Here is a 13,024-nt window from a genome sequence, read left to right as displayed (position 1 = left end):
CTGATGCACATTCTCGCGATCGACCAGGGCACGTCCGGAACCAAGGCCGTCGTGACCGACGGGGACGGCGGGATTCTGGCGACGGCCGAGGAACCGCTGCACCCGGTGTATCTGGACGGCGGTGGGGTCGAGCAGGACCCGCGGGAACTGCTCGGCTCGGTGCTCAGCGCCGGGCGCCGGGCCGCCGTCGAGGCCGGGGTGCCGCTGGCCGCGGTCGCCCTGGCCAACCAGGGGGAGACCGTGCTCGCGTGGGACCGGCGTACGGGGGAACCGCTCGGACCGGCGATCGTCTGGCAGGACCGGCGGGCCGAGCCGGTGTGCGAGGAACGGTCGGGTTCGTCCGCGCGGGTCGCCGAGCTGACCGGGCTGATCCTCGACCCGTACTTCTCGGCGCCGAAGATGCGCTGGCTGCGCGAGCACCGCACCACCGAGGGCGTGGTCACCACCACCGACACCTGGCTCGTGCACCAGTTGTGCGGCGCGTTCGTCACCGACGCGTCCACCGCGAGCCGGTCGTTGCTGCTCGACCTCGACGCTGTGAGCTGGAGCGGGGAACTGCTCGACCTGTTCGGGCTGGCCGGGGAGGACCTGCCCGAGATCGTGGCCGGCGATGCCGTCGTCGGGACGACGAGCGCGTTCGGCGGGCAGCTGCCAGTCACCGGGCTCATCGTCGACCAGCAGGCGGCGCTGCTCGCCGAGAACTGTCTCGACGCGGGCGCGGCCAAATGCACGTACGGGACCGGGGCTTTTCTTCTGGCCCAGCTCGGCCCGGCGGCGGCCCGGTCGAAGGTGGGCCTGTCCACCTCGGTTGCCTGGCGGCTGCGCGGCGAGACCGCGTACTGCGTGGACGGTCAGGTCTACACGGCCGGGTCGGCCGTGCGCTGGCTGTGCGACCTCGGCCTGCTCACCGGGGCCGGCCAGCTCGACACGGTCGCCGCGGCCGACGCCGGCGGGGTGTTCTGCGTGCCCGCGCTGGCCGGCCTGGCCGCGCCCTGGTGGGACTCGTCGGCCGGCGCGTCGCTCACCGGCATGACGCTCAGCACCGGCCGCGGGCACCTCGTCCGGGCGGTCCTCGACGGCATCGCCGCCCAGGTCGCGGCGCTGATCGCGCTGACCGGCGACGATCTCGGCACCCCGCTGACCCGGCTCCGCGCCGACGGCGGCCTCACCCGCTCCCGGGTGCTCATGCAGGCTCAGGCCGACCTCGCGCAGCTGCCCGTGGACGTCTATCCTTCCCCGCACGCGACCGCCCTCGGCGCCGCCGCGTGCGCCCGCCTGGCCCTCGACCCGGCCGTGCCGATCGCCGACGTGGTGGGCGGATGGCGGCCGGCCGCCACCTACGAGCCGGTCTGGTCGGCCGACCGGGCCGCGGACCACCTCGGACGATGGCGCAACGCCGTCCGCGCCACCCTCTCGTCGTGAACCTGCGACCGGTCAACGGGCCAGGGGAGTCTCGCTTTCCACCCGGGACAGCTTCTGCGGATTGCGCACGTAGTAGAGGGCCGCGATCCGGCCGTCCTCGACCCGGGCGGCCAGCACGCCGTCCAGTTCGCCGCCGAGGCTGACGACCAGGGCGGGACTGCCGTTGACGGTGGCCGGCTCGACGGTGAGCTGGTCACCGGTCCGGCCGTAGCCGCCGCGCATCAGCCGGGCCACCCGGTCGGCGGTCGTGATCGGCCTGGGCACGGCCTGCTTGAGGCCGCCGCCGTCGGCGATCAGCACGACGTCGGGGGCCAGCACGTCGAGCAGGCCCTGCAGGTCGCCGGTCTCGAGCGCGCGGCGGAACGACTCCAGGGCGGCGCGGGTCTCGGCGGCGGTGACGGCCTCGCGCGGGCGGCGGGCGTCCACGTGCTTGCGGGCGCGGTGCGCGATCTGGCGTACGGCGGAGGGGGTCTTGCCGACGGCCGCGGCGATCTCGTCATAGCCGACATCGAACGCCTCACGCAGGACGAACACCGCGCGCTCGGTCGGCGACAGCGTCTCGAGCACCAGCATGAGAGCCAGGGACACACTCTCGGCCAGCTCGACGTCCTCGGCCACGTCGGGCGCCGTGAGCAGCGGTTCGGGCAACCACGATCCCACGTACGCCTCCCGCCGGCGCTTCATCGTGCGCAGCCGGTTCAGCGACTGCCGGGTCGTGATGCGCACCAGAAAAGCACGATTTTCCCGTACGGCGGGCAGATCGACCTTGATCCACTGCAGCCAGGTCTCCTGCAGCACGTCCTCGGCGTCGGCGGCCGACCCGAGCATCTCGTAGGCCACGGTGAACAGCAGGTTCCGGTGCTCGACGAAGGCGCCGGTGTGCGCGTCGCTCATGCCGCTGGACCCGGAGCCGGCCGGGCGATGGTCATGGGGTCCTCCTTTTGCCGGGTACGACCTCAAGTCACCGCCGGGGCCGCCGGTGTGACACAGGTGGGCCCGCTGACTCCACGAGGAGAACACGACAATGAGGAACGCCGCCACGAGCGCCCGCTGAAGGGCGGTGGTGGCCGGCAACCGCGCGAAGCCGCCGACCGGGACCTCAACCTGACAGTCCGGGCCGGCGGCTGCCTCGACAACGATCCCGAGGTGCATCGGGTCCTGGTCGAGAAGGGGGTGCGCTGCGTTACGGGTTGACCACCCGGCCCCCGAGGCTCACGACCAGCCGGCCGTCCGATGCGAACGACCAGGTGAGCGCGCCGCTCATGGTCGAGCATCGGGAACCGTTCGTTCCGCTCCAGAACTGGTTCGAGCTGTCGCTGTTGCCGACGATCTTGTCGTTCGAGCCGCTCGCGAAACGACACGACGTGTTGCTGCGGAACACCGACGTGCCGCCGTCGAACGAGAAGTTCCGCTCGGTGTTGTCGATGCTCACATTGTTGGAAATGGTCATCGTGCCCAGGTTCCGGTTGTACGTGAACCCGTGCTTGCCGTTCTTGTAGGCGATGTTGCGGCGGATCGTGTGGTTGACGCCGATGTCCTCGCCGCCCAGCTTGAAACCGTTGCGGTCACCGTTGCCGGCCTGTCCGCCGTTCGACAGCGTGCCGTTGTTGTAGGCGAGCGAATCCTCGATCGTGACCGGACCGATCGGGCCGGTGTCGGTCTTCGTGTACAGATCCCAGCCGTCGTCGATGTTGTTGTGCGACACCGCGTACCGGAACGTGTTGCCGCTGCCGACCGTCAGCTTGGCCGCGAAACCGTCCGCGTCCTCGCCGTCCGAATCGGCGTTGTCGTGCGACTCCGCGCTCAGCACGAGATTGTTCGCCGGCCATTGAGCCTGCGGCGTGTCCGAGGCGGCGCGCGAGATCTGCAAGCCGCTGTCCCGGTTGAAACGCGTGATCGTACGCTCGAAAATGTTGTTGCTGCCGCCCACGAAGATGCCGTTGTCGCCGGCCCGTTCGACCACGATGCCGTACAGGTGCCAATAGTTTCCGTTCACGGCGAGCCCGCGATTGGCCGGGTCCTCGGTCTGAGCGGCAAAGTTCAGAATCGGCACTTCCCCCGCGTACGCGGTGAGCTTCTTCCGGGCGTTCGAAGTTCCGTTGTTGCCGGCCGCGATCGTGACCGTCTGCGCGAACGAATAGGTTCCGCCGCGCAGATAGATGGTGCCGCCCGCCGCGACGCGGGTGATCGCGCTAGCCAGCGTCGTCGGATTGGCCAGTGTGCCGTCGGCCGAGGCGCTGCCGTTGGGAGCGACGTAGAGGGCGCCGCTTGTGGGCGGAGGCGTGGTGGGCGGCGGGGTCGTCGGTGGCGGAGTGGTCGGTGGCGGGGTGGTGGCCGGGGGAGTCGTCGGCGGCGTGGTGGCGGGCGGGGTGGTGGGCGTCGTGCCGCCCGCATCGTCCACGATCACGTCGTCGAAGCGGCCCGAGGCGGATTCGGTGAGCAGCCCGATCCGCCCGGCCGCGATCGACGCGTCGGTGGCCGAGCCGACGCTCGCCCCGTTGACCGTTCCGCTGATCGTGCTCCCGCTGACGTTGAGCCGCAGCGTGTACCAGGTGCTGGTCGAGATCGACTGGCTGAGGCTGCCGAGCACCTTGATCGTGCTGCCGCTCATCGCCTCCAGCTGCACCCGGTTGGCGCCGGTCAGCGACAGCCGGTACATCCGGGTCGCCCCGGCGGCGCGGGCGGTCAGCGCGACCACGCCGGCGGTGGAACCGAACGAGGTCGCCTTGACGCGGGCCTGCACCGAATAGTTCGTCCAGCTGGTGTCGCCCGCGAACTGGCGGGCCCGCTCGCTGCCGTTGTCGGACTGCTGCAGCGCCTGCGATCCGTCGGAAACGACCGACCAGGTGCCGCCCGACTTCGACCAGCCGCTGGTGCCCGACTCGAAGTCGGCCGAGAAGACGGTGGCCGCCTCGGCGGTGGTCACGGAGACGACCAGACCGGCCGTGACCAGTCCGGTCAGGCCGGCCGCGAGCAGGCCGCGGCGGGCACGTGGGGAGGGTGGCATGGATTGTTCTCCTTGACGCAAAATGGACGACGCCATTGCGGTCCGGACGCGATGACGGCAAAAGAGGGGCCGCTATTTGCAGTCGTCCAGGACGGTGGACCGAACTGAAGAATTGCACCGCCCATATACGCCGGTCAATAAATTCCATTTGCAGGTTTGTTGCAGCCGCGCGGAATTGATCTCTTACCGCCCGCAAGTGGCCGCTCCTCGGCAGGTTCGCAGTCGCCGCAGGGTGGCGCTCAGTTCCGCGATCCGGGCCGGTGCGAACCGTTCGGCCGTGTTGGTCAGCTCGTGCGGATCGGTGGTCCGGTCGTAGTACTCCCGGCCGCCGTTCTCGTGCTCGACATAGGTGAAGGCCGGCCAGTGCAGCGCGGCGTTGGCCGGCGTCTGCTTGTCGGGGTCGTCCGCGGCCTGGCCGGGACCGTGGTGCTCGATCAGCCCGAGTCGTCCGCGCGCCCGTCGCCCAGCAGCGGGACCAGGCTGCGGCCGTCGACGTCCGGGCCGGCGTCACCCCGCCGAGCTCCTCGAACGTGGGTCGCAGGTCGATGTTCTGCACCACGGCGTCCACGGTTGCTCCCGCGCGGACGTCCGGCCCGGCCACCACCAGCTGCACGTGGACGTCGTGGTCGAAGGCGGTCTGCTTGCCCGCGGTCAGCCGGTGTTCGGCCAGATGGAAGCCGTTGTCCGAGCAGAAGACGACAACCGTCCGGCGTGTGCCGGAGATTGCCGAGCATCCGGTCGATCGACAGCACCGACTGGGCCCGCTTGCGGTAGGCCTGATCGAGCGCGGTGCGCTTCCTGCCGGTTCAGCGGTGCCCGCGCGGCCAGCCAGGCCGGGGCGTCGCCCGGCTCGGATCCGGGTCCCGCGCACGCGCCCGCGGTGATGCCGGCCAGCAAAACGACGGAGCCGAGCACCGTCCCGGCGCGGGACAGGGAAATCTCCATCGGCCGGACGGTAGGCAGCGGTGGACAAGTGGGGATCAGGGCCGCGTACGAGGAACGTGAAAGGGGCGCGAGCGACGACGCCGGCGTGGCGGATTCGGTGGCCAAGGGTGGAGGCCACCGCACGACGGCGCCGTCGCAGCGCGGAATTGCCGGTCGGCGTCCGGCGGGGACGACGTCGACAAGCCGGGGCCTTTGCGGGGCCCGGGTCGGCGGAGTTCGAGGTCCGTCGATGAAATCCATCCTGTTGCGGTCGCCTCGCGATGTCAACAAGTTCCGGAAGGTTACGGAAACTCTTCGGTGTGGGTGGGGGGCTTTTCGCTGCTCAGAGCCGTTCAGCCCCTCGGGGATTTGTTTCGGGACCAACACTCGTACGGGATAATGGGCGTGAATTTGCCGAAAGTTCCGGGAAACAGTCGGACGTTTGGAGGCGGCCCTCGGAGCCCGTCGCGGCCCCGATAGGATCGCGTCACCATGTTCGGAGTGCCGCTGCTGGAACAGCATGTCCGTCCCGACTTCCGCAAGGCGGTGGTGTTCGGGCTGATCGCGCTGGCCGCGCTGATCGTCGGGAGTCAGGCCGGCGACATCAAGTCGATGGCCTTGCGTGATCGGCTGGTGGCTTATGGATGCGCGATCGTGGTCGCGGTGGCCGGCATTCTGGCCAGCCGCACAGCCGCGCGTGAGGTGCACAGGATCGTGCAGGCCCGAGCGGGCGTCTCGGCCGCCACGCCGCTCCGTCTGCTCGTTCTGCTCGGTGGCTATCTGATCGCCGTGTTCGCGGTGTGCGACCTGCTCGGCGTCGGGCTGGAACATCTGCTCGTCGGCGGCGCGGTCACCGGGGTCATTCTCGGTCTGGCCGCTCAGCCGGTTCTGAGCAATCTGTTCGCGGGGCTCGTGCTGCTGTTCTCGCGACCGTACATTCCGGGGCAGCAGGTGCGCGTTCTGTCCGGCGCGATCGGCGGGCCGCATTACGGCACCATCATTTCGGCCGGTCTGCTCTACACGGTTCTCGACACGGCCGAGGGGCCGCTCAACATTCCGAATTCGGCCCTGCTCGCCTCGGCGGTCGGCCCCTCTGACGGCGAGCCCGACGATCAGCCGGCTGACCCCGGCGATCCCGTGCCACCCGATCAGAACGCGGCCGCGCTGGCCACCGCCACGGCGATCGCGGAGACGGCCGACGACTCGAACCGCAAGAACAACGAGGAATGACCGGCGGCCCGGTTGATCGCACCGGTCATGCTTGATCTGTGCGACTGATACTGAACGTCCTCTGGTTCATCTTCGGCAGCGGTTTCGTTCTCGCGATCGGCTACGGCCTGGCCGCCCTCATCTGCTTCGCGCTTATCGTGACCATCCCGTTCGGGATCGCCTCGCTGCGGCTCGCGGTCTATTCGTTGTGGCCGTTCGGGCGCACGGTCGTCAGCCGCCCCGGCATCAACGTGGCCTCGGGCGCCGGCAACATCATCTGGGTGATCGTGGCCGGCTGGTGGCTCGCCCTCACGCACATCGTGGCCGGCATCGCGCAATGCGTGACCATCATCGGCATCCCGTTCGGCATCGCGAACTTCAAACTGGTCCCGGTCGCCTTCTGGCCCCTGGGGCGAGAAATCGTCGACCTCACCGATTAGTTATGTCCGCGCGTCCGGTCTGACCGGCATGCGAAACGTTGTGCTCTACACCCTGATGTCGCTGGACGGCGTGGCCGAGAGCCCCGACCACTTCGTGTTCGAATTCGACGCCGACATGCACGCCAACCTCGGCGAGGTGATCGGTCGCCAGGACGCCGTGCTGCTCGGCCGGGGACAGTACGACGAATGGGCGCCCTACTGGCCGGAGTCGGACATGCAGCCGTTCGCCGGCTTCATCAACAGCGTTCCCAAGTACGTGTTCACATCGTCGCCGCTGTCCGTCGAGTGGACAGCTTCGCGCATCGTGTCGTCGCTCGATGTTGTCCGAACGCTCAAGTCGCAGCCGGGCGGCGACATCGGCGTGCACGGAAGCGTTGCCCTCGCGCGCTCGCTCCTGGCCGCCGGGCTCGTCGACCGGATCAGCCTGGTCGTGTATCCGGTCGTCGCAGGCAGCGGGCGCAAGCTGTTCGAAGAGGGCGCGCTGACCAAACTGCAGCTGCTGCGCTCACGGTCGACCTCGTCGGGTGGGCTGCTCCTCGACTACGAGGTGCAGCGGTAGCGGCCGCATCCGGGGCCGGGCCCGGCACAACTCGACATAGAAACTCTTCGTGAAAGCCGCCGTCGAGCGGCGCCACGAGGTTTGCCCGGCCTCGCCGGTTCTGCGGGCACCGCGCGGCGGAAGGCGGTGACCATCAGCACCCGGACGGCGGGCTGGACGCCGCGGCTCCGGCCCAGGGCGCTGGCCGGATGCGCGTTGCTGTTCGTGTACGCGGGCCAGGCCAACCGGCAGGTCCAGCTCTTCTGGTCCAAGCCGACAGCGGCGCAGCGTCACCGGCGGGCGGCCTCGCCGTGCGCGTGCTGGGTGGCTCGGCGCCGCCTGGTCCTGACTGTCACGTCATGCGCGGACCTCTTCGAGCGCCAGGATCACGTCGGGGGTGGCCATGCCGCTCTCGCGCGGCGCGCCCAGCCCTTCGGCCCCGGCCGCGAAGACGTCGTCGTCGGGCTCATTCGGGCGCGTCGGCCGCTGGTGGTGGGTAGCGGTAGGCTCGGGCGGTGTTCTCGCCCTGGGGTCCGTCGCTGCGCGAACTGACCGTTCAGGCGTTGTCGTCGGTTGAGCGCGGCTACGACCTGCTGGCGCCGAAGTTCGACCACACCCCGTTCCGGACGCCGGAGGGCATCCTCGAGGCCACGGCCGAGGCGCTGGCCGAGCTGGGGCCGTTCGAGTCCGGGCTGGACGTGTGCTGCGGCACCGGCGCGGGTCTCATGGTCCTGCGCGCGGTCTGCCGAGGGCCGATCACCGGTGTCGACTTCAGCGCGGGAATGCTCGCTCAGGCACGAAACGCGCATCCGGAAGCCACCTTGGTGCGCGCGGATGTGCGCGCTCTGCCGTTCGACCAGGGCTTCGACCTGGCCGTCAGCTTCGGCGCGCTCGGACACTTCCTGCCCGCCGAACGCCCGGCGTTGTTCGAAGGTGTTCACCGCGCCCTGCGTCCCGGCGGGCTGTTCGCCATCGCGATCGGCGAACCCCCACCGATGACCTCGATCGCGCATTGGGTCCTGCTCGGTTTTGACGGAGTCATGCGCGTGCGCAACGCCGTCTGGCGGCCACCGTTCGTCATGTACTACCGGACGACGCCCATCCGAGCGCTCGAAAAGGACCTTGCCGCCGCCGGCTTCACCGTCGACACCGAGGCCTTGGCCGCAATGGGCCGCCGCCGCGACGGCACACCGCGTTGCTGGCTCATCCTGGCTCGCCGCGCTCAGTAGCGCGGTCGGCGGGCGTCGGTGGCGCCGCTATGGCACGTGGCGTTGCGGTTGATGCTCGCGTGCCGCGCTCGGTAGCGCGGTCAGCGGGCGTCGGTGGTGCCGTGGCGGCACACCGCGTTGCTGGCAGACCCTCGCCTGCCGCGCTCAGTAGCAGCGAGCGTCGGCGGAGGAGGGCGACCATCGCCCCGGTGACCTGGGCGGCCGCCGTGGCCCTGGGCCTACGTGGCCAGCTTGCCGGCCGCGTGCCGGGCGGCCGTGTAGCCGAAGCTCAAACCCTGGCCGATAGTGGCTCCCGGGCCGGGATACACGCGGCCGAAGGCGTTCCCGGCCGCGTTTCCGGTGGCGTACAGGCCCTCGATCGCGCTGCCGTCGGCGCGCAAGGCCCGTCCGAGGCCGTCGGCGCGGATTCCGCCGCAGGTGCCGAGGTCGCCGGGAACGACCTGGACGGCGTAGAACGGGGCCTGGTCGAGCGGGCCCAGGCACGGGTTGGGCCGGATGGTCGGGTCGCCGTAGTAGCGGTCGTAGGCGCTGTCGCCCCGGTGGAAGTCGTCGTCCCGGCCGGCCTCGGCCTGCGCGTTGAAGCGTTCGACGGTGGCCGGCAGCTCGGTCAGGCCCAGCTGCCTGGACAGGTCCTCCAGCGTTCCGGCCTTCGCCGCCACGCCGGCGTCGTACCAAGCCTGGGGGAGGGGCTGCCGGGGGAAGACGCCGCCGCCGAAGACGTACCGGTTGCGGTAGCGCTGGTCGAAGACCATCCACACCGGCAACTGCTGCTGGATCAGGATCTGGCCCGCGGTCATGTAGTTGACGGCCTCGTTCATGAAACGGCGGCCCTGCTGGTCGACGATGATCTGGCCGGGCAGCGAGCGTTCGGCCAGCAGCGGACCGGGCATCGGTCCCGGCGCCGGCACGGCCGGGAACCACCATGCCTCGTTCATGAAGGCTAGGTCGGCGCCGGCCGCTTGGGCGATCGGGAGCACGTCGCCGGTGTTCTCGGGGTTGCCCAGGCTCCACTCGGTGTCGAGCTGACCGGACTGGTGCTGGTGCCGCAGCGCCCGGTTGCGGTCGAAACCGCCGGCCGACAGCAGAACACCACGCGATGCCCGTACGGTGATGTCTTCTCCGTCTCTGGTGACCACGACACCGGTGACCCGGCCGTTCTCGATCACGAGATCCTTCAGCGGGGACTCGAACCACACCGGGATCTTGGCCGCGCGCACGCCGGCGAACAGGCCCGCGGCCAGGGCGCCGCCGCCGGCCACGTATTCGCGGCGGATCGCCAGGCCGCCCAGACCCAGGCCGAGCAGGTGGACGCCGGTGACGATGCCGCGCGGGTGGCGGGCCACGAGATTCAGCCACTTGTACGTGCGGCCGGAAACGGGCATCGGGAAGGGCGCGTCCAGAGCGGGCGGGCGCAGGCGTGCGCGGTCGGCGCCCAGCCGGCGTACGTCGAAAGGTTTCGGCTCCATCGCGCGGCCGGTCGCCGAACCGCCGGGCAGCTCGGGGAAGTAGTCGGCGTAGCCGGTCATCCACTGGAACCGCAGCGGGGTGCGGCGCCGCAGGAGGTCGACGGCCGCCGGACCGTGCGTGAGGTGCGTCTGCCAGCGCTCCTCGGGGGTCTCGCCGGCGGTCACATTGCGCAGGTATTCACGAGCGCGCGACGCGGAGTCGGCCACGCCGGCCTCGCGCAGCAACGCGTTGCCGGGCACCCAGAAACCGCCACCGGAGAGTGCGGTCGAGCCGCCGAAGTAGCGCGATTTCTCGACGATCAGCACGGACATCCCGGCCTCGGCGGCGGCGAGCGCCGCCAGCATGCCCGTTCCGGAGCCCACCACCACGAAGTCCACGTCCATGGCACGACGCTAGGCTCCTCACCCGCAAAAGGCAACGGCCTGTTGCCATTGAGAGAATGGGGGCATGACTCAGCCCGTACGGCGTACGCGTGGTCTGCAGCAAGGTCCGCGCAGTGTTCAGGTGGTCGAAAGTGTGCGCGCGGCGACACTGTCCGAACTTGCGCGCGTCGGGTTCGGCGGACTGACGATTGACGGCGTCGCCAAGGCGGCCGGTGTCAATCGCACGACCATCTACCGCCGTTGGCCGACGAAGGCCGCGCTGCTCGCCGCGGTCGTCGAGCCGCTGCTGGCGGAGTACGACACCGACCCGGACACCGGTTCGCTGCGCGGTGACCTGCTCGCGCTCGTGCTGGCCATCCGCGACAATTCGGCCCGGCCCGAGGGGCGCGCGATGATCGAAGCTGTCCGGGCCGGCGGCGCGGGTGAACTGACCGAGCTCATGTCGTCGTCGGCTGCGCGCGCGATCGCCCCGTTCCGGCGGGTGCTCGAACGCGCAAACGTGCAAGACGCGCAACTGATCGCTCATCTGGCGTTCTACGGCGTCGTGCTGTGGGACCAGACCCACCAGGGCGCCGCGACCGACGAGGACTGCGCGAAGTTGCTCGATCTGCTGCTGCCCGCCGGCGAACGCTAGGGGGCCGCCGGGAAAAGTCGCTCGACCGCCGCCACGATCGCCGCGCGCCGGTCGGACAGGAAAGTGTCGTGCCGCTCGGCGGGCACCTGCGCCGGCAGCGCGGCCCATGACATGGCGATCTGGTTCACGAAGATCAGGATGTCGATCGGGTCCCAGGCCGGGTCGAGCGTGCCGTCCTTCTGGGCCTGGCGCAGCTTCTCCAGCTTGTATGTCGTGGCGTCGCGGATCGGGTCGTCCCCGGGCGCCGGCTCCATCTGGCCCCACGTCATCAGCCGGTACCGCTCGGGATGACTCGTGAAGTAGTCGTGGATGCGTCCCGCGTACTCGGGAAGGTCGGTCGGATCCATCCGCGTCGCCTCGGCCACCGCGCTCAGTTCCTGCCGCAGGATGTGCCGATAGAGGGCTTCCTTGCTGCGGAAGTACGCGTAGATGCGCTCCTTGCTCGTTCGCGCACTTTTGGCGATGCGCTCGATGCGCGCCCCGGCCACCCCGTACTGCGAGAACTCAGCCGTGGCCGCGGCGAGGATGCGGTCACCGGTGGAGTCCATGGTCACAAGCCTAGCCAGGTGGCAGTGGCCGTTCTTGCGCGGTACGGTCAAACCGAACCGTTTGGTTTGGTCCGCGACCATGCGGAGCAAGCACGGAAATATGTCGGAGTAAGTACAGAGGAGATTGTCGTGCAGCAGAGGACGCTAGGACAGCAGGGCCTGACCGTCTCCGAGCTCGGCTACGGCGCCATGGGTTTGCACCTCGCCTACGGCCCGAGTGACGAGCAGCAGGGCATCGCCGCGATCCGCAGGGCCCACGAGCTCGGCGTCACGTTCTTCGACACCGCCGAGCTGTACGGGTGGGGCGAGAACGAGAAGGCCGTCGGCCGCGCCGTCGCCGGTTTCCGCGACGAGATCGTCATCGCCACCAAGTTCGGCTTCACCCGCGACTTCGGGTTCGACAGCCGGCCCGGCCACATCCGCGAGGTCGTCGACAACAGCCTGCGCTACCTCGGGGTCGACACGATCGACGTGCTGTATCAGCACCGGGTCGACCCGACGGTGCCGATCGAGGACGTCGCCGGCACCGTCAAGGAGTTCATCGACGCCGGCAAGGTGAAGTATTTCGGGCTGAGCGAGGCCGGGGCGGAGACCATCCGCAAGGCGCACGCCGTGCAGCCGGTCTCGGTCCTCCAGACCGAGTATTCGCTGTTCGAACGTGACGTCGAACAGCTCTTCCCGACGCTCGACGAGCTCGGCATCGGCTTCGTCGCCTACTCGCCGCTGGGCCGGGGCTTCCTCACCGGCGCGGCCAAGCCCGCCGAGCAGTACGACGAGACCGACCTACGCCGCACCGACCCCCGCTGGCAACCCGGCAACTTCGAGAAGAACCTGGAAGCCGTACGCCACCTGACCGAACTCGCCGCCACCAAGGGCGCGACGGTCTCCCAGCTGGCCCTGGCCTGGCTGCTCACCCGCGGCGACCACGTCGTGCCCATCCCCGGCACCCGCAGCATCGCCCGCGTCGACGAGAACTTCGCCGCCGCCGACCTGAAGCTCACCCCGGACGACCTCGCGGCCATCGACGAGATCCTACCGACCGGCGGCTTCGGCGAACGCTACGCCGGCGGCCGCACCCCCACCTGGGTCTGAGCCCCATGGCGGGCGGCCCGCCCGAATCCGCGGCCGGGCCGCCCGTCATTCCGCGGTCGGACCAATCACCCACCCCGCGACCCGCGAAACGCGCCAACCTGTTGCCCTTCGCCCGTCGTTGGAAGTCTCAG

11 protein-coding genes and 1 pseudogene are annotated in these 13,024 nt (G+C 69.9%); 7 read left to right on the top strand and 5 right to left on the bottom strand.

Annotated elements, in window-relative coordinates; all coding sequences use genetic code 11:
* Positions 1-3 precede the first annotated feature (3 nt).
* Positions 4-1,422 (top strand): FGGY family carbohydrate kinase, encoded by a 1,419-nt coding sequence (locus ACZ3I4_RS32100; RefSeq protein WP_465385791.1) that lies wholly within the window; start codon positions 4-6, stop codon positions 1,420-1,422.
* A 12-nt stretch (positions 1,423-1,434) separates the two neighbouring features.
* Here ACZ3I4_RS32100 and ACZ3I4_RS32095 read toward each other — a convergent pair whose 3' ends face one another.
* The 3 genes and pseudogenes from ACZ3I4_RS32095 to ACZ3I4_RS32085 all read right to left on the bottom strand — a co-directional run.
* A complete protein-coding gene (locus ACZ3I4_RS32095; protein ID WP_465385790.1) occupies positions 1,435-2,316 on the bottom strand; it encodes an RNA polymerase sigma-70 factor in 882 nt (293 codons plus the stop codon).
* A gap of 289 nt (positions 2,317-2,605) precedes the next feature.
* Positions 2,606-4,429 carry a 3-keto-alpha-glucoside-1,2-lyase-like domain-containing protein gene (locus tag ACZ3I4_RS32090; protein WP_465385789.1) on the bottom strand — a complete coding sequence of 608 codons (1,824 nt, stop codon included), beginning with the start codon at positions 4,427-4,429 and terminating at the stop codon, positions 2,606-2,608.
* 523 nt (positions 4,430-4,952) lie between these two features.
* Positions 4,953-5,300 (bottom strand): annotated as a pseudogene (locus ACZ3I4_RS32085) (sulfatase-like hydrolase/transferase); the annotation flags it as partial.
* Between the two features lie 545 nt (positions 5,301-5,845).
* On the opposite strand from ACZ3I4_RS32085, the gene ACZ3I4_RS32080 reads away from it, so the two are divergent.
* The 4 genes from ACZ3I4_RS32080 to ACZ3I4_RS32065 all read left to right on the top strand — a co-directional run bounded on the left by ACZ3I4_RS32080 (position 5,846) and on the right by ACZ3I4_RS32065 (position 8,769).
* A complete protein-coding gene (locus ACZ3I4_RS32080) occupies positions 5,846-6,583 on the top strand; it encodes a mechanosensitive ion channel domain-containing protein (RefSeq protein ID WP_465385788.1) in 738 nt (245 codons plus the stop codon).
* A 38-nt stretch (positions 6,584-6,621) separates the two neighbouring features.
* A complete protein-coding gene (locus ACZ3I4_RS32075) occupies positions 6,622-7,002 on the top strand; it encodes a YccF domain-containing protein (protein ID WP_465385787.1) in 381 nt (126 codons plus the stop codon).
* 28 nt (positions 7,003-7,030) lie between these two features.
* Positions 7,031-7,561, top strand: coding sequence for a dihydrofolate reductase family protein (locus tag ACZ3I4_RS32070; protein WP_465385786.1), 531 nt, complete (start codon positions 7,031-7,033; stop codon positions 7,559-7,561).
* 494 nt (positions 7,562-8,055) lie between these two features.
* On the top strand, positions 8,056-8,769 hold the full coding sequence (locus ACZ3I4_RS32065) for a class I SAM-dependent DNA methyltransferase (RefSeq protein WP_465385785.1): 714 nt from the start codon (positions 8,056-8,058) through the stop codon (positions 8,767-8,769).
* Between the two features lie 218 nt (positions 8,770-8,987).
* Here the strand turns inward: ACZ3I4_RS32065 and ACZ3I4_RS32060 are convergent, their stop codons facing one another.
* Complete coding sequence (locus ACZ3I4_RS32060) at positions 8,988-10,619, bottom strand: FAD-dependent oxidoreductase (protein WP_465385784.1); 1,632 nt, start codon at positions 10,617-10,619, stop codon at positions 8,988-8,990.
* A 64-nt stretch (positions 10,620-10,683) separates the two neighbouring features.
* Between ACZ3I4_RS32060 and ACZ3I4_RS32055 the strand changes: the two genes are divergently transcribed.
* Positions 10,684-11,253: a TetR/AcrR family transcriptional regulator gene (locus ACZ3I4_RS32055; protein WP_465385783.1), complete on the top strand. Its 570-nt coding sequence runs from the start codon at positions 10,684-10,686 to the stop codon at positions 11,251-11,253.
* Here the strand turns inward: ACZ3I4_RS32055 and ACZ3I4_RS32050 are convergent.
* The gene (locus ACZ3I4_RS32050) at positions 11,250-11,801 is read right to left on the bottom strand and encodes a TetR family transcriptional regulator (protein ID WP_465385782.1); all 552 of its coding nucleotides are present in this window, start codon (positions 11,799-11,801) and stop codon (positions 11,250-11,252) included. The genes ACZ3I4_RS32055 and ACZ3I4_RS32050 overlap by 4 nt on opposite strands.
* 129 nt (positions 11,802-11,930) lie before the next feature.
* Between ACZ3I4_RS32050 and ACZ3I4_RS32045 the strand changes: the two genes are divergently transcribed.
* Entirely contained in the window at positions 11,931-12,893 is a 963-nt protein-coding gene (locus ACZ3I4_RS32045; protein ID WP_465385781.1) for an aldo/keto reductase, read from the top strand.
* Positions 12,894-13,024: the final 131 nt, after the last annotated feature.

Source organism: Actinoplanes sp. NPDC021490 (assembly GCF_055562135.1).
The sequence above is the reverse complement of the archived record's forward strand: the minus strand, read 5'-3'. Positions and strand labels throughout refer to the sequence as shown.